The following is a 17625-nucleotide window of genomic DNA, read 5'->3' as shown; positions in this document are numbered from 1 at the left end:
CGACTGATGGCGGCGACCCGCTTCGCCCGGCTACGCCGCGCTCGCGATCGCCACGACTGATGGCGGCGACCCGCTTCGCCCGGCTACGCCGCGCTCGCGATCGCCACGAATCGCCTCACGTCGCCGCACGTGATTTGGCGAAATCGGCCCGCGGCCGACAGTGGCTTCTTACTCTGGGTGCTTGCGATCGTGTCCCGGCGTCGGAGGAGCCATGAAGAGAACATTGCAAAGGTCGGCCAAGGCACGCGACCAGCTGCTCGACGAGCTGCGCCACGCCTACGAAGGCGGCGCCAGTATCCGCAGCCTGGTCGCCACGACCGGTAGGTCGTATGGGTCGATCCATAGCCTGCTGCGGGAGTCGGGCACCACGATGCGCAGCCGCGGCGGCCCCAACCGGACCGCCAAAACGGCGCGGGCGTAGCGTCACTGCGAAATCTCGTCCCCTTGTTCGCAGTGGCGTTACGATCGCTTCTCAAGAATCGTTGCGGCGCACCGAGTTTTCCACCAGGTCGAGGACCGCGGATAGCCGCTGCGGATCCTCGCCGGATGCCGACCGGGCCACCAGGCCGTCGAGCACCAATTCCAGATAGCACTGCAGCACGTCGCCCGGCACGTCGTCGCGCACCCGGTGTGCCTCCATCTGCCGGCGCAGCCGATCGGTGGTGGCCGCCCGCAGCTCGGCGGAACGCTCCGCCCAGCCCTGGCTGAACGCGGGATCGTTGCGCAGTTTGCGCGCGATCTCCAATCGGGTTGCCAGCCAATCGAATTCGTCCGGCGTGGCCAGCATGTCGCGCATCACCTGGATGAGTCCCGCGCGCGAAGCCACGTCGGCCATCCGCTCGGCGTCCTCGTGGGCCAGCGCGAAGAACAGCGCGTCCTTGTCCCGGAAGTGGTGGAAGATCGCGCCGCGCGACATCCCGATCGCCTTCTCCAGCCGGCGCACGGTGGCCTGCTCGTAACCGTATTCGGCGAAGCAGCGGCGGGCGCCGTCGAGGATCTGGCGGCGGCGAGCCGCCAGATGGTCCTCGCTGACCTTTGGCATCAGGTGATCTGATCGGGTTGGGGTTAACCCGACTTGAGCATGTTGCGCAGCACGTACTGCAGGATGCCACCGTTGCGGTAGTAGTCGGCCTCACCGGGGGTGTCGATGCGCACCACCGCATCGAATTCGACCGCGTCCTTGCCGCCCGATTTGCTTGCCTTAACGTGCACGGTCTTCGGCGTCTTGCCGTCGTTGAGCTCCTCGATGCCGGTGATGTCGAACACCTCGGTGCCGTCGAGACCCAGATCCGCGGCGGACTTGCCGTCGGGGAACTGCAACGGGATGACGCCCATGCCGATCAGGTTGGAGCGGTGAATCCGCTCGAACGACTCGGCGATCACCGCGCGAACGCCCAGCAGCCGGGTTCCCTTGGCGGCCCAGTCGCGTGACGAGCCCGACCCGTATTCCTTGCCGCCCAGCACAACCAGCGGAATGTCTTGTGCCGCATAGTTTTGCGCCGCGTCGTAGATGAACGCCTGGGGTCCGCCGTCCTGGGTGAAGTCGCGGGTGTAGCCGCCGGACACGTCGTCGAGCAGCAGGTTGCGCAACCTGATGTTGGCGAAGGTGCCGCGGATCATCACCTCGTGGTTGCCGCGCCGCGAGCCGAAGGAGTTGTAGTCCTTGCGCTCCACGCCGTGCTCGTCGAGGTATTGCGCCGCCGGGGTTCCCGGCTTGATGCTGCTGGCGGGGGAGATGTGGTCGGTGGTCACCGAGTCGCCCAGCAGCGCCAACACCCGGGCGCCGGTGATGTCGGTAACGGGCTCGGGCTCGGCCGGCATGCCCTCGAAGTACGGGGGCTTGCGCACATAGGTCGAATCCGCGTTCCACTCAAAGGTGTTGCCGCTCGGGGTCGGCAGGTTGCGCCAGCGCTCGTCGCCCTTGAACACGTCGGCGTAGTTCTTGGTGAACATCTCCTGGTTGATCGCGGAAGCGATGGTGTCGGAAACGTCCTTCTGCGACGGCCAAATGTCTTTCAGGAAGACGTCATTGCCCTCCTTGTCCTGGCCCAGCGGCTGCTCGTCGAAGTCGAAGTCCATGGTGCCGGCCAGCGCGTAGGCCACCACCAGCGGCGGCGACGCCAGGTAGTTCATCTTGACGTCGGGGTTGATGCGGCCCTCGAAGTTCCGGTTCCCCGACAGCACCGCGGTCACCGAAAGGTCGTTGTCGTTGATGGCTTTCGAGATTTCCTCGGGCAGCGGACCGGAGTTGCCGATGCAGGTGGTGCACCCGTAACCAACCAGGTAGAACCCGAGCTTCTCCAAGTACGGCCAGAGACCGGCCTTGTCGTAGTAGTCGTTGACCACCTGCGAGCCGGGCGCCATGGTGGTCTTCACCCACGGCTTGGACGCCAGTCCCTTCTCAACGGCGTTGCGCGCCAACAGCGCCGCGCCCAGCATCACCTCGGGGTTGGAGGTGTTGGTGCACGACGTGATCGCGGCGATCACCACCGCGCCGTGGTCGAGCACGAACTCGCCGCGCTCGTCGGAGCGCACCTGCACCGGGTTGCTCGGCCGGCCCTTGGCGTGCGTGGCGGCCGACTGCACGACGGGCCGGTCGTCCGCGTGGCCGTTCGAGACCGCGCCCGGGTCGCTGGCCGGGAAGGTCTCCTCGACCGACTCGTCCAGTTTCGAATAGCCCTGCTGGCCATCCTCGTCGCCGTCGACGTAGCTGAGGATCTGCTCGCGGAACGTGGACTTGGCTTGCGACAACTGGATTCGGTCCTGCGGACGCTTGGGCCCCGCGATCGAGGGCACCACCGTGGAGAGGTCGAGCTCGAGGTACTCGGAGAACACCGGCTCGTGATCGGGGTTGTGCCACATGCCCTGCTCTTTGGCGTAGGCCTCCACCAGCGCCAGCTGCTCGTCGGTGCGACCGGTGAACTTCAGGTAGGAGATGGTCTCCTCGTCGATCGGGAAAATCGCTGCGGTGGAACCGAATTCGGGGCTCATGTTGCCCAGCGTGGCGCGGTTGGCCAGCGGCACCTCCGACACGCCCTTGCCGTAGAACTCGACGAACTTGCCGACGACGCCGTGCTTGCGCAGCATCTCGGTGACGGTCAGCACCACGTCGGTGGCGGTGACGCCCGCCTGGATCTCACCGGTCAGCTTGAAGCCGACCACCCGCGGGATCAGCATCGACACCGGCTGGCCCAGCATCGCGGCCTCGGCCTCGATACCGCCGACGCCCCAGCCCAGCACGCCCAGGCCGTTGACCATGGTGGTGTGCGAGTCGGTGCCCACACACGTGTCGGGGTACGCGACGCCGTCGCGCGACATCACCACGCTGGCCAGGTACTCGATGTTGACCTGATGCACGATGCCGGTGCCCGGGGGCACCACCTTGAAGTCCTGGAACGCTCCCTGGCCCCAGCGCAGGAACTGGTAGCGCTCGCCGTTGCGCTCGTACTCGATCTCGACGTTGCGTTCGAATGCGTCGGCGGTGCCGAACAGGTCGGCGATCACGGAGTGGTCGATCACCAGGTCGGCCGGCGCCAGCGGGTTGACCTTGTCCGGTTTGCCACCGAGGTCGCCGATGGCCTCGCGCATGGTGGCCAGGTCGACGATGCACGGCACCCCGGTGAAGTCCTGCATCACCACGCGGGCGGGCGTGTACTGGATCTCAATGCTGGGTTCCGCCTTGGGATCCCAGTTCGCGATGGCCTCGATGTGGTCCTTGGTGATGTTGGCGCCGTCCTCGTTGCGCAAGAGGTTTTCGGCGAGCACCTTGAGGCTGTAGGGCAGTTTTTCGGTGTTGGGGACGGCGTCGAGACGATAGATCTGGTAACTCTGGTCGCCGACCTGCAGCGTGTCACGGGCTCCGAACGAATTCACAGAATCAGTCACTTCAACTCCCAGAGTCTTTAGTTCTCCCACCGCGACGGGCCGTGTCGGCGGTGCCGTGCCAACTTTAACAGTACGCTTGTCCTGCATTACGAGGGCACTCCTGGCTTCAGTCTTATCGCCGCGGCGGCCCGTTCAAACCCTATGTGCGCACCAATCCGTGCCGGGAGTCACGCTAGAGTGACCGCCGTGGCCGAGCGTCACGCCAGCGTGACCGCGCAGCAGGAAGGACCGCGAAATGACCGGGCACGATTCCGCCATCCTGCCCGCCTACATTCCGGTGGACGTCGACATGAGTGTGGTCAAGTCCCAGGTCGCCGCCACCGGAGTCAGCGCCCCGCCCGCGGCGATGCCCGGACTGCTCGACGTGGTCAACCAGGCGCACGCCGAGGGCATCAACCTCAAGATCGTGCTGCTCGACCACAACCCCCCGAACGACACCCCGTTGCGCGACATCTCGACGGTGGTCGGTGCGGACTATCACGATGCGACGGTCCTGACCCTTAGCCCGAGCTACGTCGGGAGCTACAGCACCCAGTTCCCCCGCGTGACGCTCGAGGCCGGCGAGGACAACGCGAAGACCGGCAATCCGGTGGTCTCCGCGCAGCATTTCCTGCACGAGCTCGACACGCCCGAGTTCCCCTGGACCGGCCTGACGATCTTCCTGTTGATCGCGGTCCTCGCGGCCGCCGTCGGCACCCGGTTGCTGCAGGCGCGCGCTAAGCGCGCAGCAACCTCGGACGACGTCGCGGCACCCCCCGCCGCCGCCGCCAATACCACCGTCTAACTTCCGGTCTTCGTTTTCCCCGGTTCCTTCGGCGAGCCGCGGCGTCGTCCTGCGGCAAACCCGTCAGGTCACCGTTCGGTCACATTAAACGCACGTAGAGAGTGCGATTTCGGCGGAGCGTTTGCGCGCCCATCGGTGTGACGTACGGTGCAAATGATGCTGGTGTTGTCTTTGGCGCCTTTCGGGGAACCTGTGGCTGGCGCCGCCCGTCGTGTTGAGCCGTAGGAGACCTGAGTCGAATGAGACGCACACGCTGGGGGTCTTCTGCGCGACCGGTCTCAAGGCTGGTCGTTCCCTCCGTTTTGAGCCTCGCCCTGCTGATCGCCACGCCGGGCCTCGCGGAGGCCGACCCCACCGCCGACAACCTCGCCGCCCTCATCGCCAACGTCGCCAAGGCCAACCAGCGGCTGCAGAATCTCAGCGCCGAAATCCAGACGGAACAGGAAAGCGTCAACAAGGCCCTCGTCGACGTGGAGACCGCGCGGGACAACGCGGCCACCGCCCAGCACGACCTCGAGGCCAGCCAGCAGGCGGTCAAAGACGCCAACATCGCCATCGCCGGAGCGCAGCGCCGCTTCGACACGTTCGCCGCGGCCACCTATATGAACGGCCCGTCGAATAGCTACCTGACGGCGAGCAGCCCCGACGACATCATCGCCACCGAGGCCGCGGCCAAGAACCTCACCATCAGCTCGCAGACCGTGATGGCCAAGCTGCAGCAGGCCCGCACCGAGCAGGTGAACAAGGAGTCGGCGGCGCGGTTGGCCAAGCGGAACGCCGACAAGGCCGCCGCCGACGCCAAGTCCAGCCAGGACGCCGCCGTGGCGGCGCTGACCAACTCCAAGCAGAAGTTCGACCAGCAACGCGAGGACATCATTCGCCTTGCGGCCGAACGGGATCAGGCTCAGGTCAAGCTGGAGGCGGCCAAGCGTGAGGCGGCGCGGCAGTGGTCCGCGGGCGCGGGCGGGCCCGGCCCTTCGGCGTCGGGTGACCGGTGGGAGACCGGGTCGCCGGGCGCGCCGGCGCCGTCGGCCGGGGGCCGCCGGTGGGACGGCGCCTGGGACCCGACCTTGCCGATGATCCCGAGCGCCAACGTCCCCGGCGACCCGATCGCGGTGATCAACCAGGTGCTCGGCATCTCGGCCACCTCGACTCAGGTCACCGCCGGGCTGGGCCGCAACTTCTTGCAGCAGATGGGCATCCTCAAGCCCGACGACACCGGCATCACCAACGCCGCGCCCGGTGGGGTCGGCGCACGCATCCCGCGGGTCTACGGCCGGCAGGCCACCGAATACGTGATCCGGCGCGGCATGTCGCAGATCGGGGTGCCCTACTCCTGGGGTGGCGGCAACGCGGCCGGCCCGAGCAAGGGCATCGACTCCGGGGCCGGCATCACCGGCTTCGACTGTTCGGGTCTGGTGCTGTACTCGTTCGCCGGGGTGGGCATCAAGCTGCCGCACTACTCGGGCTCGCAGTACAACCTGGGTCGCAAGATCCCGTCCTCCCAGATGCGCCGCGGTGACGTCATCTTCTACGGCCCGGGCGGCAGCCAGCACGTCACCATCTACCTCGGCGACGGCCAGATGCTCGAGGCCCCCGACATCGGGTTGAAGGTCCGCGTGGCCCCGGTGCGCACCAGCGGCATGACGCCCTACGTGGTCCGGTACATCGAGTGGTGATCGAGTGAGCACTGAACGGACAGCCATGCGCCGCAATCGATTTCGTTTCATCAACCTCGCCTGGATCACCGCTGTGGTGTCCGGGCTGATGTTGTCTGTAGCCGCCCCGGCTCCGCTTGCCGTCGCCGACCCCGGCCAGTGGGACCCCACGTTGCCGGCCCAGATCAGCGCCGGCGCCCCGGGCGATCCGCTGGCCGTCGCCAACGCGTCGCTGCAGGCCACCGCGCAGGCCACCCAGACCACGATGGATCTGGGCAAGCAGTTCCTCGGCGGGCTCGGGATCAACATCCTGGGCGATCCCGCACCCGCCGCCGCCACGCCCTCCAACCCCGGCGGCAAGATCCCGCGGGTCTACGGCCGGCAGGCCATCGAGTACGTGATCAAGCGGATGGGCTCGCAGATGGGCGTGCCCTACTCATGGGGCGGCGGCTCGCTGGACGGCCCCAGCAAGGGCGTCGGCGACGGCGCCAACATCACCGGCTTCGACTGCTCGGGCCTGATGCGCTACGGCTTCGCCGGGGTCGGCGTGCTGATCCCGCGGTTCTCCGGTGACCAATACAACGCCGGGCGCCACATCCCGCCGGATCAGGCCAGGCGCGGCGACCTGATCTTCTACGGCCCGGGCGGCAGCCAGCACGTCACCATGTACCTGGGCAACGGCCAGATGCTGGAGGCGTCGGGCAGCGCCGCCAAAGTTACGGTCAGCCCGGTTCGAAAGCCCGGCATGACACCGTTCCTGACTAGGATCATCGAGTACTGATCAGCGGGGCCGGCGACCCATCAGCTGGGCGAGCGTCGACGGAATCCGGCGGTGCTGGAATAGTTGGACGCGGGCACGTCGCTGCCCGGCAGTCGTGTCCGATGGAACGTGGAGGGTTCTTCATGACAGCAGCAGGTGGGCCGCCGCCAGGCGCCAGCGGTTACTCGGGCCCGGGCGGGCAATCCGGCCCGGCTCACGAAGCGCCGGCGGGCGGCGGTAACGGACTGGCCGCCGAGGTGCAGACCCTGGAACGCGCCATCTTCGAGGTCAAACGCATCATCGTGGGTCAGGACCAGCTGGTGGAGCGCATGCTGGTCGGCCTGCTGTCCAAGGGCCACGTGCTGCTCGAGGGTGTGCCCGGCGTCGCCAAGACGCTGGCCGTCGAGACGTTCGCCAAGGTCGTCGGCGGGACGTTCGCGCGCATCCAGTTCACGCCCGACCTGGTTCCCACCGACATCATCGGTACCCGCATCTACCGCCAGGGCAAGGAGGAGTTCGACACCGAGCTCGGCCCGGTGGTGGTCAACTTCCTGCTCGCCGACGAGATCAACCGTGCGCCGGCCAAGGTGCAGTCCGCGCTGCTGGAGGTCATGCAGGAACGCCACGTGTCGATCGGCGGCAAGACCTTCGCGCTGCCCAACCCGTTCCTGGTGATGGCGACGCAGAACCCGATCGAGCACGAGGGCGTCTACCCGCTGCCCGAAGCCCAGCGCGACCGCTTCCTGTTCAAGATCAACGTCGGTTACCCCTCGCCGGAGGAGGAGCGGGAGATCATCTACCGGATGGGCGTGCGCCCCCCGGAGCCCAAGCAGATCCTCAACACCGGCGACCTGTTGCGGCTGCAGGACATCGCGGCCAACGTCTTCGTCCACCACGCCCTGGTGGACTACGTGGTGCGCGTCGTGACGGCCACCCGCCACCCCGAACAGCTCGGCATGAACGACGTCAAGACGTGGATCTCGTTCGGGGCGTCGCCGCGCGCGTCGCTGGGCATCATCGCCGCGTCCCGATCGCTTGCCCTGGTCCGCGGCCGTGACTACGTGATCCCGCAAGACGTCGTCGACGTCATTCCCGACGTGCTGCGCCACCGGCTGGTGCTCACCTACGACGCGCTCGCCGACGAGATCTCGCCGGAGATCGTCATCAACCGGGTGCTGCAGACGGTGGCCCTGCCTCAGGTGAATGCCGTTCCGCAGCAAGGTCATTCGGTGCCCCCGGTGATGCAACCCGCCGCCGCGGCCAGCGGTCGGTGACCGATCCCAACAGGCGGGCGGTGGTGCATCCGCCGTCGATGCAGCGGGGTCAGATCGATGACCCGAAGCTGTCGGCGGCGCTGCGCACCCTCGAGCTCACCGTCAAACGCAAGCTCGACGGCGTGCTGCACGGTGATCACCTCGGCCTGATCCCGGGGCCCGGCTCGGAGCCGGGGGAGTCGCGCGAGTATCAGCCCGGTGACGACGTCCGCCGGATGGACTGGGCGGTCACCGCTCGCACGACGCACCCGCACGTGCGGCAGATGATCGCCGACCGGGAGTTGGAGACCTGGCTGGTGGTCGACATGTCGGCCAGCCTGGACTTCGGGACCGTGGGGTGCGAGAAGCGCGACCTCGCGGTGGCGGCCGCCGCCGCGATCACCTTCCTCAACAGTGGGGGCGGCAACCGGCTGGGCGCGATCGTCTCCACCGGCGCCAACATCACCCGGGTGCCGGCCCGCTCCGGACGTCAGCACGAGCAGACGCTGTTGCGCACCATCGCCACCACGCCGCGCGCGCCCGTCGGGGTGCGCGGTGATCTGGCGACCGCGATCGATGCCCTGCGCCGGCCGGAACGTCGCCGCGGCATGGCGGTGATCATCAGCGACTTCCTCGGGCCGATCAATTGGATGCGCCCGCTGCGGGCGGTCGCCGCCCGCCACGAGGTGTTGGCCATCGAGGTGCTCGACCCGCGCGACGTCGAGCTGCCCGACATCGGCGACGTGGTGCTGCAGGATGCCGAGTCCGGCGTCACCCGCGAGTTCACCATCGACGCGCAGCTGCGTGACGATTTCGCCAAGGCCGCCGCGGCGCACCGCGCCGACGTGGCACGCACGATCCGGAGCTGCGGGGCCCCGATTCTGACGCTGCGCACCGACCGTGACTGGATCGCCGACATCGTGCGGTTTGTCGAATCCCGCCGGCGCGGTGCCTTGGCAGGGCGGCAGTGAGACTGCCGCTACTGGGCCCGATGTCGTTGTCGGGCTTCGAACATTCGTGGTTCTTCCTGTTCCTGCTCGTCGTGTTCGGGCTGGCCGCGCTCTACATCCTGATGCAGCTGGCGCGCCAGCGGCGCATGCTGCGGTTCGCCAACATGGAGCTGCTGGAAAGCGTTGCGCCCAAACGGCCTTCGACGTGGCGCCACGTTCCGGCGATCCTGCTGGTGGCCTCGCTGGTGCTGTTCACCATCGCGATGGCCGGCCCCACCAACGATGTTCGGATTCCCCGCAACCGCGCGGTGGTGATGCTGGTCATCGACGTCTCGCAGTCCATGCGCGCCACCGATGTCGCGCCCAACCGGATGGCGGCCGCGCAGGAGGCGGCCAAGCAGTTCGCCGACGAACTGACGCCGGGCATCAACCTCGGGCTGATCGCCTATGCGGGGACCGCGACGGTGCTGGTGTCGCCGACGACCAACCGGGAATCGACCAAGGCGGCGCTGGACAAGCTGCAGTTCGCCGACCGCACCGCCACCGGCGAGGGCATCTTCACCGCGCTGCAGGCCATCGCCACGGTCGGCGCGGTGATCGGCGGCGGCGACAAACCGCCCCCGGCGCGCATCGTGTTGTTCTCCGACGGCAAGGAGACGATGCCGACCAACCCGGACAATCCGAAGGGCGCCTTCACCGCCGCGCGCACGGCCAAGGACCAGGGCGTGCCGATCTCGACCATCTCCTTCGGCACCCCGTACGGGTTCGTGGAGATCAACGACCAGCGCCAGCCGGTGCCCGTCGACGACGAGACGCTGAAGAAGGTGGCCCAGCTCTCGGGCGGGAATGCCTACAGCGCTGCGTCATTGCAGGAACTGAAATCGGTCTACGCGACGCTGCAGCAGCAGATCGGCTACGAGACGATCAAGGGCGACGCCAGCGTGGGCTGGGTGCGGCTGGGCGCGCTGGTGCTGGCGCTCGCGGCGCTGGCGGCATTGCTGATCAATCGGCGCTTGCCGACCTAGCGTCTGTGCGCGGGCGTAACGCCATGGCGAAATTCCAGTCGATTCTTCGCCGTGGCGTTACAAACGGCGGGCCCGGGCGGCGTGCACTCGGCGGATGATGTCGTCGGGATGATCCTCGGCGATCACCCGGATCACGATCCAGCCGTAACGCTCGATCGTCTCCAGCCGGCGGATGTCCTTGACGTACTGGTAGCGACTCGTTCGATGCTGGTCGCCGTCGTACTCCACGGCCACCTTGATGTCCTCCCAACCCATGTCCAAATAGGCCTCGGCCCAACCCCATTCGTTGCGGACACAAATCTGCGTCTGTGGCTGCGGGAATCCCCCGTTGATCAACAGCAGACGCAGCCAGGTCTCCTTGGGGGATTGCGCCCCACCGTCCACGAGTCGGAGTGCAGCACGGGCAGCCTTCATGCCGGGGCGGCCTTGGTAGCGGTCCACGAGTAGTTCGACGTCAGCCATCTTCAGCTCGGTCGCTTGCACAAGAGCATCGACCGCGGCGATTGCGATGCCTCTCGGATGGCGGCGGGCCAAGTCGAGCGCGGTGCGGGCGGGCGTCGTGATGCGCATCTGCTCAACGACGGTGATCTCGTCGGCCTCGATCCGCTCTTCCCAGGCTTGCACTCCGCAGCTGCGACGGCGATTGGTATCGATTATCTCGGCCGGCCGCGACGGGTCGATCCACCGAGCGCCGTGCAAGGCGGCCGCGGAGAAGCCCGCCAGGATGCCGCGCCGCCGCGACCGCAACCAGCAGGCCTTGGCGCGCAGCGCCGGTGTCACCTCGGCTTCCCTCGACACGTAAACGTCGCGGTACAGCGCGACATACCGGCTTCGCAGCTCGTGGCGAGACAGCAGGCCCTCGGCGAGGGCTTCGCTGCCCAGGAAGGGGTCCGTCATGGCGAAAGTGTGCTAACCCACACCGACAGCCCCACGCGGGCGTAACGCCATGGCGAAATTTCGCTCGATTCTTCGCCGTGGCGTTACGGGCGTGGCCAGCCGGTTTCCAAGCTTGTAAGCCGAGGCGATAAGTTGGCCGGGTGACTGACGCAGCCACCGAGAACACCTCCAAGGCCGCCACCAACGGCGGCAAACCGGCATTCGTATCCCGTTCAGTCCTGGTCACCGGCGGAAACCGGGGGATCGGGCTGGCGATCGCGCAGCGGCTGGCCGCCGACGGCCACAAAGTTGCTGTCACGCACCGCGGATCCGGGGCGCCCGAGGGGTTGTTCGGCGTCGTGTGCGACGTCACCGACAACGAAGCGGTCGACCGCGCCTTCAAGGAGGTCGAGGAGCACCAGGGTCCGGTCGAGGTGCTGGTGTCCAACGCCGGCATATCCAAGGACGCGTTCCTGATCCGGATGACCGAGGAGCGGTTCGAGGAGGTCATCAACGCCAACCTCACCGGGGCCTTCCGGGTTGCCCAGCGCGCCTCACGCAGCATGCAGCGCAAGCGTTTCGGCCGGATCATCTTCATCGGGTCGGTGTCGGGCAGTTGGGGCATCGGCAACCAGGCCAACTACGCGGCCGCCAAGGCCGGCCTGATCGGCATGGCCCGCTCGATCTCGCGGGAGCTGTCCAAGGCCAACGTGACCGCGAATGTGGTGGCGCCGGGCTACATCGACACCGAGATGACCCGCGCCCTCGACGAGCGGATCCAAGAGGGTGCGCTGGACTTCATCCCGGCCAAGCGGGTCGGCACCGCCGAGGAGGTCGCCGGCGCGGTCAGCTTCCTGGCGTCCGAGGACGCCAGCTACATCGCCGGCGCGGTCATCCCCGTGGACGGCGGCATGGGCATGGGCCACTGACTTCAACCACGACATTAAGGACGGACATGGCAGGACTGCTCGACGGCAAACGGATTCTGATCTCGGGGATCATCACCGACTCGTCGATTGCGTTTCACATCGCCAAGGCGGCCCAGGAGGCCGGGGCGCAGTTGGTGCTGACCGGGTTCGACCGGTTGCGCCTGATCCAGCGCATCGCCGACCGGCTGCCGGAGAAGGCGCCGCTGATCGAACTCGACGTGCAGAACCAAGAGCACTTGGACTCGCTCGCCGAGCGGGTGACCGCCGAGATCGGTGAGGGCAACAAGCTCGACGGGGTGGTGCACTCGATCGGTTTCATGCCGCAGACCGGGATGGGCATCAACCCGTTCTTCGACGCGCCGTACGAAGATGTCTCGAAAGGCATTCACATCTCGGCGTATTCGTATGCCTCGCTGGCCAAGGCGACGCTGCCGATCATGAATCCCGGCGGCTCGATCGTGGGTATGGACTTCGACCCCAGCCGCGCGATGCCCGCCTACAACTGGATGACGGTGGCCAAGAGCGCACTGGAATCGGTCAACCGATTCGTGGCGCGCGAGGCGGGTAAGTTCGGCGTGCGCTCGAATCTCGTTGCCGCGGGTCCGATCCGGACGCTAGCCATGAGCGCGATCGTCGGCGGGGCGCTCGGCGAGGAGGCCGGCGCGCAGATGCAGCTGCTCGAAGAGGGCTGGGACCAGCGCGCCCCCATCGGCTGGAACATGAAGGACCCGACGCCGGTCGCCAAGACGGTGTGCGCGCTGCTCTCGGACTGGCTGCCGGCGACGACGGGAACCATCATCTACGCCGACGGCGGCGCAAGCACCCAATTACTGTAGACGGTAATGGAATTCGACGCCGTCCTACTGCTGTCCTTCGGTGGGCCGGAAGGTCCCGAGCAGGTTCGGCCGTTCCTGGAAAACGTCACCCGGGGCCGCAACATTCCGCCGGAACGACTCGACGACGTCGCCGAGCACTACCTGCATTTCGGCGGCGTCTCGCCGATCAACGGCATCAATCGCGCGCTGGTCGCCCAACTTGAGGCCGAGCTACACGACCGCGGCCTGAACCTGCCGGTCTATTTCGGCAACCGCAACTGGGATCCCTACGTCGAGGACACCGTCACGACCATGCGCGACAACGGAATTCGCCGGGCCGCGGTGTTCACCACCTCGGCGTGGAGCGGCTACTCCAGCTGCACGCAATACGTCGAGGACATCGCCCGGGCGCGCGAGGCGGCCGGGCCGGATTCGCCCGAATTGGTCAAGCTGCGGCCGTATTTCGACCACCCGCGGTTCGTGCGGATCTTCGCCGACACCATCGGCGCGGCGTCGGGTGCACTGACCCCCGAGCAACAGGCCGGCGCGCGACTGGTGTTCACCGCGCATTCCATCCCGGTGGCCGCCGACGATGGCCTGGGCCCGCGGGTGTACAGCCGCCAAGTCGCTTATGCCGCAAGCCTGGTGGCGGCCGCCGCCGGGTATTCCGACTACGACCTGGCGTGGCAGTCGCGGTCGGGACCGCCGCAGGTGCCATGGCTGGAGCCCGACGTCGCCGACCACCTGGCCACCCTGGCGCAGGCCGGGACCCAGGCCGTCATCGTCTGCCCGATCGGGTTCGTGGCCGACCACATCGAGGTGGTGTGGGATCTCGACAACGAGTTGGCATCCCAGGCCGAGGCGGCAGGCCTGGCGCTGGTGCGGGCGTCGACGCCCAACGCCCACCCGCGTTTCGCGCGGATGGTCGCGGATCTAATCGACGAATTGCGGTACGGCCGCGCGCCCGAGCGGGTGTCCGGGCCCGACCCGGTGCCCGGGTGCCTCGCCAGCGTCAACGGCGCGCCGTGCCGCCCGCCGCATTGCGCGGCCGGCCGCTAGAAGCGGTCAATCGCCCCAGGCGGAATGCAGGATCGCGGTCACCGCCGCCATCCGCGCCGAACGCACCACCGCGGTGAGCGGTCGCAGCGCGTCGCTGGCGATGCGGGCCTCCGAAGAGGATTGCGTTCCCAGGGGTTCCAGGCCGGCGGCGACGGGCGCGGTGAACCGGTCCGGAGAGTCGGATCGACTCAGTCCCGCACTGACCGCGATGATGGCGTCGACGTGGGCGGCGTTCTCCAGCACCCGCAGCGCGCGCGTCGGCGCGTGGTCGGGAATGCGGTGTTGCCGTGCGGATTCCAGCAGTTGCTCGACGAGGCCGCGCGGGTCGTCGACGTCGGACGCCGCGGCCCCGAGCCCGATGGCGCCCAGCGCGTCCGCGGCCGAGCGCACCGCCGACCGCAGCGTGTACTCGGCGTCGCCGAGCTCGTAATGGTCCAGCACGGGTGCGCCGGGCAGCGAGTACACGGTCCACGTCAGCGCGCACAATTCGGCCAGCCGCGTCTCGTAGTCCTCGGGCACGTCCTCGTCGTCCTCATAAGAGAACTCGGGCACCAGGCCGACCGCGGTGGCCGGATTGCGGGGATTGGCGATGATGACGGCCTCGCCGGCGGCCAGCGCGTCCCGCTCGAACTGCGTTCCGGGGGCCAGCCCGCGCACGTCGCCCGGTACCGGCAAAATTACGTTGATCGATCCGCGCATCAACCCGCCGCCGTCGGACGCCGGTGCCGGCCGGCCGATCGCGGCACGCAATGTCTGCAGCAGCGTGACCGTTCCGGCGTCGTGCACGTCGGGCCAGGGCAGCCCGGTGTGGCCCGCGGCGACCGCATCATACGCGGTCACCGATTGCTTTGGCGCCCAAACAGATAACGCGTCCAGGACGTCGTCGGGCGCAGCCTTTCCGGCGAGCCACGCATTGGCCCACAGGGACAGCGAAACACTGGGACACCACACGAGAACGCAGTGTAGTTGTTTTGCCCGGCGAAGGCGGATCACGCGTATTCTTGCCGCATGCACGCCGCGGTGCTTTGGCTAATATTCGCGCTGGTGCTGGCCGGTGCGGAGGCGCTCACCGGCCATTTGTTTTTGGTGATGCTCGGTGGCGGTGCACTGGCCGCAGCGCTAACCAGCTGGGTGACCGACTTTCCGGTATGGGCGAACGGCGCGGTGTTCCTGGTGGTCTCGGTGCTGCTGCTGGTGCTGGTTCGCCCGCCGCTGAAGCGGCGGCTGACGCCGGCCGGGGCGCCGCGGCTGGGAATCGAGGCGCTGCAGGGCAAAACCGCGCTGGTGCTCGAGCGGGTCGCGCGCGACGAGGGCCAGGTCAAGCTCGACGGTCAGGTGTGGTCCGCGCGCCCGCTCGACGACGCCGAGGTCTACGAACCCGGCGAGCCGGTCACCGTCATGCAGATCGACGGCGCCACGGCGGTGGTCTTCAGGAGCAGTCTGTAGCGAGAGGAAATCCGATGCAAGGTGCAGTCGCTGGTTTGGTGCTGCTGGTCGTCTTGGTGATCTTTGCGATCGTCGTGGTGGCCAAGTCGGTGGCGCTGATACCCCAGGCGGAGGCCGCGGTGATCGAACGGCTGGGCCGATACAGCCGCACGGTCAGCGGGCAACTGACGTTGTTGGTGCCGTTCATCGATCGGGTCCGCGCCCGGGTGGATCTGCGTGAGCGGGTGGTGTCGTTCCCGCCGCAGCCGGTGATCACCGAGGACAACCTGACGCTGAACATCGACACCGTGGTCTACTTCCAGGTCACCGTTCCCCAGGCGGCCGTCTACGAGATCAGCAACTACATCGTCGGCGTCGAACAGCTCACCACCACCACGCTGCGCAACGTCGTCGGCGGCATGACGCTGGAGCAGACGCTGACGTCGCGTGACCAGATCAACGGGCAGCTGCGCGGCGTGCTCGACGAGGCGACCAACCGCTGGGGTCTGCGGGTCGCGCGGGTCGAATTGCGCAGCATCGACCCGCCTCCGTCGATCCAGGCGTCGATGGAGAAGCAGATGAAGGCCGACCGCGAGAAGCGGGCGATGATCCTGACCGCCGAGGGCACCCGGCAAGCGGCGATCATGCAGGCGGAGGGGCAGAAGGCTGCGCAAATCCTCGCCGCCGAAGGCGCCAAACAGGCCGCGATCCTGACTGCGGAAGCCGACCGCCAGTCGCGGGTACTGCGCGCCCAGGGTGAGCGAGCAGCCGCCTACCTGAGGGCGCAGGGCCAGGCCAAGGCCATCGAGAAGACGTTCGCCGCGATCAAGGCCGGCCGTCCCACGCCGGAAATGTTGGCCTACCAGTACTTGCAGACGCTGCCCGAAATGGCGCGCGGCGACGCGAACAAGGTGTGGGTGGTGCCCAGCGATTTCAGCGCCGCGTTGCAAGGGTTCACGCGGCTGCTGGGCGCGCCGGGCGAGGACGGGGTGTTCCGGTTCGAGCCGTCTCCCGTTGACGACGCGCCCCGGCATGCCTCCGACGGCGACGACGCGGACGTTGCGGATTGGTTCTCCACCGAAACCGATCCTTCGGTCGCTCAGGCGGTGGCCAAGGCGGAGGCAATCGCCGGCAAGCCCGCGGATGGCTCGACCGGGCAGCTGACTCCCTAGGATTGCGGGATGAGTGCGTTGACTTCACCGAAGACCTATGCGGCGCTGGGCGCCTTTCACGCCGTCGACGCGGTACTGTGCGGCGTCCAGGTGGCCCCGATCAAGAAGGTGCTCGATGACGTGGGCCTGCCGGAGAACGTCCGGCCCGTGCTGCCCGCGGTGAAGGCGGCCGCGGCCGTGGGATTGCTGTCGGTCAACCGTTTTCCCGCCCTGGCGCGCCTGACGACGGCGATGCTGACGCTGTACTTCGTGTTGGCGCTCGGCGCGCACGTCCGGGTGCGCGACAAGGTCGTCAACGGCGTTCCGGCCGCCCTGTTCTTGGCCCTCGTCGCCGCGATGACGGTCAAGGGACCCGACCGGGCTTAGGCGAGGCGCAACTCGACCAGCGGCAGCGGGGTGTCGGTGTCGGTAATCGGGACGCCGAGGGTCTCCTCGAGCACCGGGCGCATCCGCTTCCACGCCTTGGGGTGACGGGTTCGGTAGGCGGCCAGGGTGCGATCGGCCTCGGGTGTGGTCATCACCCGCGCGGTAGCGGTCCTGGGCGCGTGGCTGCCGGCGTAAATCCGCACCCGCGGGTTGGCTTCAATGTTGCGCAACCACTGGGCTTTTCGGCCGAAGCCCGACGCGACCACGTAGGTGTCGGGCGACGAATGGTCGACGACCTCCAACGGCGCATAGCGCGGCATGCCCGACTTGCGGCCGATGTGTTCGAGCAGCAAGATGCGGGACCCGAACAGCGCGCCCGCGCGGGCCTTGTAGATCCAGATCGGCGCGCGCACAAGGCGGCGCGACCGCAGCAGCCGTCCGGCGAGAGCGGCGATACCGATGGGAAACCGGCGGGCTCCGCTGCTGTCCGATGTCATGCGGCTCTCCGGGATCGTCGGAGCTGGATCACTTCAGACGGTACCGGGCCGACGCCGGTCGCCGTCACGACGGCATCGTGACGGCGACCAACGAGTAGTTGTCAGGGATGCGGCGCGGGGGACGGCGTCGGCCCAGCCGGCGGGGCGAGCGGGCTGTGGGCGCGCCGCAAA

Annotated in this window: 18 protein-coding genes; 13 read left to right on the top strand and 5 right to left on the bottom strand. The window is 67.9% G+C overall.

Features of this window, described 5'->3' with window-relative positions:
• Window positions 1-211 precede the first annotated feature (211 nt).
• Window positions 212-421 (top strand): helix-turn-helix domain-containing protein, encoded by a 210-nt coding sequence (locus tag DQP58_RS08620; protein WP_430915750.1) that lies wholly within the window; start codon window positions 212-214, stop codon window positions 419-421.
• Between the two features lie 51 nt (window positions 422-472).
• Here the strand turns inward: DQP58_RS08620 and DQP58_RS08615 are convergent, their stop codons facing one another.
• Window positions 473-1042, bottom strand: a complete 570-nt coding sequence (locus DQP58_RS08615) for a TetR/AcrR family transcriptional regulator (RefSeq protein WP_066881147.1) — start codon at window positions 1040-1042, stop codon at window positions 473-475.
• A 23-nt stretch (window positions 1043-1065) separates the two neighbouring features.
• Window positions 1066-3885, bottom strand: coding sequence for an aconitate hydratase (locus DQP58_RS08610; protein ID WP_112708014.1), 2820 nt, complete (start codon window positions 3883-3885; stop codon window positions 1066-1068).
• Between the two features lie 235 nt (window positions 3886-4120).
• On the opposite strand from DQP58_RS08610, the gene DQP58_RS08605 reads away from it, so the two are divergent.
• The 6 genes from DQP58_RS08605 to DQP58_RS08580 all read left to right on the top strand — a co-directional run bounded on the left by DQP58_RS08605 (window position 4121) and on the right by DQP58_RS08580 (window position 10315).
• On the top strand, window positions 4121-4669 hold the full coding sequence (locus DQP58_RS08605) for a DUF6676 family protein (protein WP_112708013.1): 549 nt from the start codon (window positions 4121-4123) through the stop codon (window positions 4667-4669).
• Window positions 4670-4908: 239 nt separating this feature from the next.
• On the top strand, window positions 4909-6348 hold the full coding sequence (gene ripA, locus DQP58_RS08600) for an NlpC/P60 family peptidoglycan endopeptidase RipA (protein WP_112708012.1): 1440 nt from the start codon (window positions 4909-4911) through the stop codon (window positions 6346-6348).
• Between the two features lie 25 nt (window positions 6349-6373).
• Window positions 6374-7108 carry an NlpC/P60 family peptidoglycan endopeptidase RipB gene (ripB, locus tag DQP58_RS08595; protein ID WP_112708011.1) on the top strand — a complete coding sequence of 245 codons (735 nt, stop codon included), beginning with the start codon at window positions 6374-6376 and terminating at the stop codon, window positions 7106-7108.
• Window positions 7109-7230: 122 nt separating this feature from the next.
• On the top strand, window positions 7231-8361 hold the full coding sequence (locus tag DQP58_RS08590; RefSeq protein ID WP_112708010.1) for an AAA family ATPase: 1131 nt from the start codon (window positions 7231-7233) through the stop codon (window positions 8359-8361).
• A 38-nt stretch (window positions 8362-8399) separates the two neighbouring features.
• Window positions 8400-9311, top strand: a complete 912-nt coding sequence (locus DQP58_RS08585; RefSeq protein ID WP_112708052.1) for a DUF58 domain-containing protein — start codon at window positions 8400-8402, stop codon at window positions 9309-9311.
• Window positions 9308-10315 carry a VWA domain-containing protein gene (locus DQP58_RS08580; protein WP_112708009.1) on the top strand — a complete coding sequence of 336 codons (1008 nt, stop codon included), beginning with the start codon at window positions 9308-9310 and terminating at the stop codon, window positions 10313-10315. Before DQP58_RS08585 ends, DQP58_RS08580 begins: the two co-directional genes overlap by 4 nt.
• A gap of 57 nt (window positions 10316-10372) precedes the next feature.
• On the opposite strand, the gene DQP58_RS08575 is transcribed toward DQP58_RS08580, so the two are convergent.
• Window positions 10373-11212, bottom strand: coding sequence for a type IV toxin-antitoxin system AbiEi family antitoxin (locus DQP58_RS08575; protein ID WP_112708008.1), 840 nt, complete (start codon window positions 11210-11212; stop codon window positions 10373-10375).
• A gap of 140 nt (window positions 11213-11352) precedes the next feature.
• Here DQP58_RS08575 and fabG1 point away from each other — a divergent pair, with 140 nt between their 5' ends.
• From fabG1 to DQP58_RS08560, 3 genes are read left to right on the top strand one after another with little or no spacing between them, the layout of a single operon-like run.
• Complete coding sequence (fabG1, locus tag DQP58_RS08570) at window positions 11353-12120, top strand: 3-oxoacyl-ACP reductase FabG1 (protein WP_066881139.1); 768 nt, start codon at window positions 11353-11355, stop codon at window positions 12118-12120.
• 26 nt (window positions 12121-12146) lie between these two features.
• Window positions 12147-12956, top strand: coding sequence for an NADH-dependent enoyl-ACP reductase InhA (gene inhA, locus DQP58_RS08565; RefSeq protein ID WP_066868632.1), 810 nt, complete (start codon window positions 12147-12149; stop codon window positions 12954-12956).
• Between the two features lie 6 nt (window positions 12957-12962).
• Window positions 12963-13994, top strand: coding sequence for a ferrochelatase (locus DQP58_RS08560; protein WP_112708007.1), 1032 nt, complete (start codon window positions 12963-12965; stop codon window positions 13992-13994).
• 6 nt (window positions 13995-14000) lie between these two features.
• On the opposite strand, the gene DQP58_RS08555 is transcribed toward DQP58_RS08560, so the two are convergent.
• Complete coding sequence (locus tag DQP58_RS08555; protein WP_112708006.1) at window positions 14001-14945, bottom strand: hypothetical protein; 945 nt, start codon at window positions 14943-14945, stop codon at window positions 14001-14003.
• Between the two features lie 57 nt (window positions 14946-15002).
• Between DQP58_RS08555 and DQP58_RS08550 the strand changes: the two genes are divergently transcribed.
• From DQP58_RS08550 to DQP58_RS08540, 3 genes are read left to right on the top strand one after another with little or no spacing between them, the layout of a single operon-like run.
• Complete coding sequence (locus DQP58_RS08550) at window positions 15003-15440, top strand: NfeD family protein (protein WP_112708005.1); 438 nt, start codon at window positions 15003-15005, stop codon at window positions 15438-15440.
• A gap of 14 nt (window positions 15441-15454) precedes the next feature.
• Window positions 15455-16591 (top strand): SPFH domain-containing protein, encoded by a 1137-nt coding sequence (locus tag DQP58_RS08545; RefSeq protein ID WP_112708004.1) that lies wholly within the window; start codon window positions 15455-15457, stop codon window positions 16589-16591.
• Window positions 16592-16600: 9 nt separating this feature from the next.
• Window positions 16601-16957 carry a DoxX family protein gene (locus DQP58_RS08540; protein ID WP_112708003.1) on the top strand — a complete coding sequence of 119 codons (357 nt, stop codon included), beginning with the start codon at window positions 16601-16603 and terminating at the stop codon, window positions 16955-16957.
• Here the strand turns inward: DQP58_RS08540 and DQP58_RS08535 are convergent.
• Entirely contained in the window at window positions 16954-17454 is a 501-nt protein-coding gene (locus DQP58_RS08535) for a nitroreductase family deazaflavin-dependent oxidoreductase (RefSeq protein ID WP_112708002.1), read from the bottom strand. The two genes, DQP58_RS08540 and DQP58_RS08535, sit on opposite strands and share 4 nt — an antisense overlap.
• Window positions 17455-17625 lie beyond the last annotated feature (171 nt).

It is taken from the genome of Mycobacterium colombiense (genome assembly GCF_003284975.1).
GTDB classification, from domain to species: Bacteria; Actinomycetota; Actinomycetes; order Mycobacteriales; family Mycobacteriaceae; genus Mycobacterium; species Mycobacterium europaeum_A.
This window is presented reverse-complemented; position numbering and strand designations above follow the sequence as displayed.

What these genes read in the sequence shown, in the direction of transcription:
- DQP58_RS08550 (WP_112708005.1), top strand. Translation starts at nt 15,003, where the DNA reads ATGCACGCCGCGGTGCTTTGGCTAATATTCGCGCTGGTGCTGGCCGGT.
- DQP58_RS08620 (WP_430915750.1), top strand. Translation starts at nt 212, where the DNA reads ATGAAGAGAACATTGCAAAGGTCGGCCAAGGCACGCGACCAGCTGCTC.
- DQP58_RS08540 (WP_112708003.1), top strand. Translation starts at nt 16,601, where the DNA reads ATGAGTGCGTTGACTTCACCGAAGACCTATGCGGCGCTGGGCGCCTTT.
- DQP58_RS08575 (WP_112708008.1), bottom strand. Translation starts at nt 11,212, where the DNA reads ATGACGGACCCCTTCCTGGGCAGCGAAGCCCTCGCCGAGGGCCTGCTG.
- DQP58_RS08585 (WP_112708052.1), top strand. Translation starts at nt 8,400, where the DNA reads ATGCAGCGGGGTCAGATCGATGACCCGAAGCTGTCGGCGGCGCTGCGC.
- DQP58_RS08605 (WP_112708013.1), top strand. Translation starts at nt 4,121, where the DNA reads ATGACCGGGCACGATTCCGCCATCCTGCCCGCCTACATTCCGGTGGAC.
- DQP58_RS08560 (WP_112708007.1), top strand. Translation starts at nt 12,963, where the DNA reads ATGGAATTCGACGCCGTCCTACTGCTGTCCTTCGGTGGGCCGGAAGGT.
- DQP58_RS08590 (WP_112708010.1), top strand. Translation starts at nt 7,231, where the DNA reads ATGACAGCAGCAGGTGGGCCGCCGCCAGGCGCCAGCGGTTACTCGGGC.
- DQP58_RS08535 (WP_112708002.1), bottom strand. Translation starts at nt 17,454, where the DNA reads ATGACATCGGACAGCAGCGGAGCCCGCCGGTTTCCCATCGGTATCGCC.
- DQP58_RS08615 (WP_066881147.1), bottom strand. Translation starts at nt 1,042, where the DNA reads ATGCCAAAGGTCAGCGAGGACCATCTGGCGGCTCGCCGCCGCCAGATC.
- inhA (WP_066868632.1), top strand. Translation starts at nt 12,147, where the DNA reads ATGGCAGGACTGCTCGACGGCAAACGGATTCTGATCTCGGGGATCATC.
- ripA (WP_112708012.1), top strand. Translation starts at nt 4,909, where the DNA reads ATGAGACGCACACGCTGGGGGTCTTCTGCGCGACCGGTCTCAAGGCTG.
- ripB (WP_112708011.1), top strand. Translation starts at nt 6,374, where the DNA reads ATGCGCCGCAATCGATTTCGTTTCATCAACCTCGCCTGGATCACCGCT.
- DQP58_RS08545 (WP_112708004.1), top strand. Translation starts at nt 15,455, where the DNA reads ATGCAAGGTGCAGTCGCTGGTTTGGTGCTGCTGGTCGTCTTGGTGATC.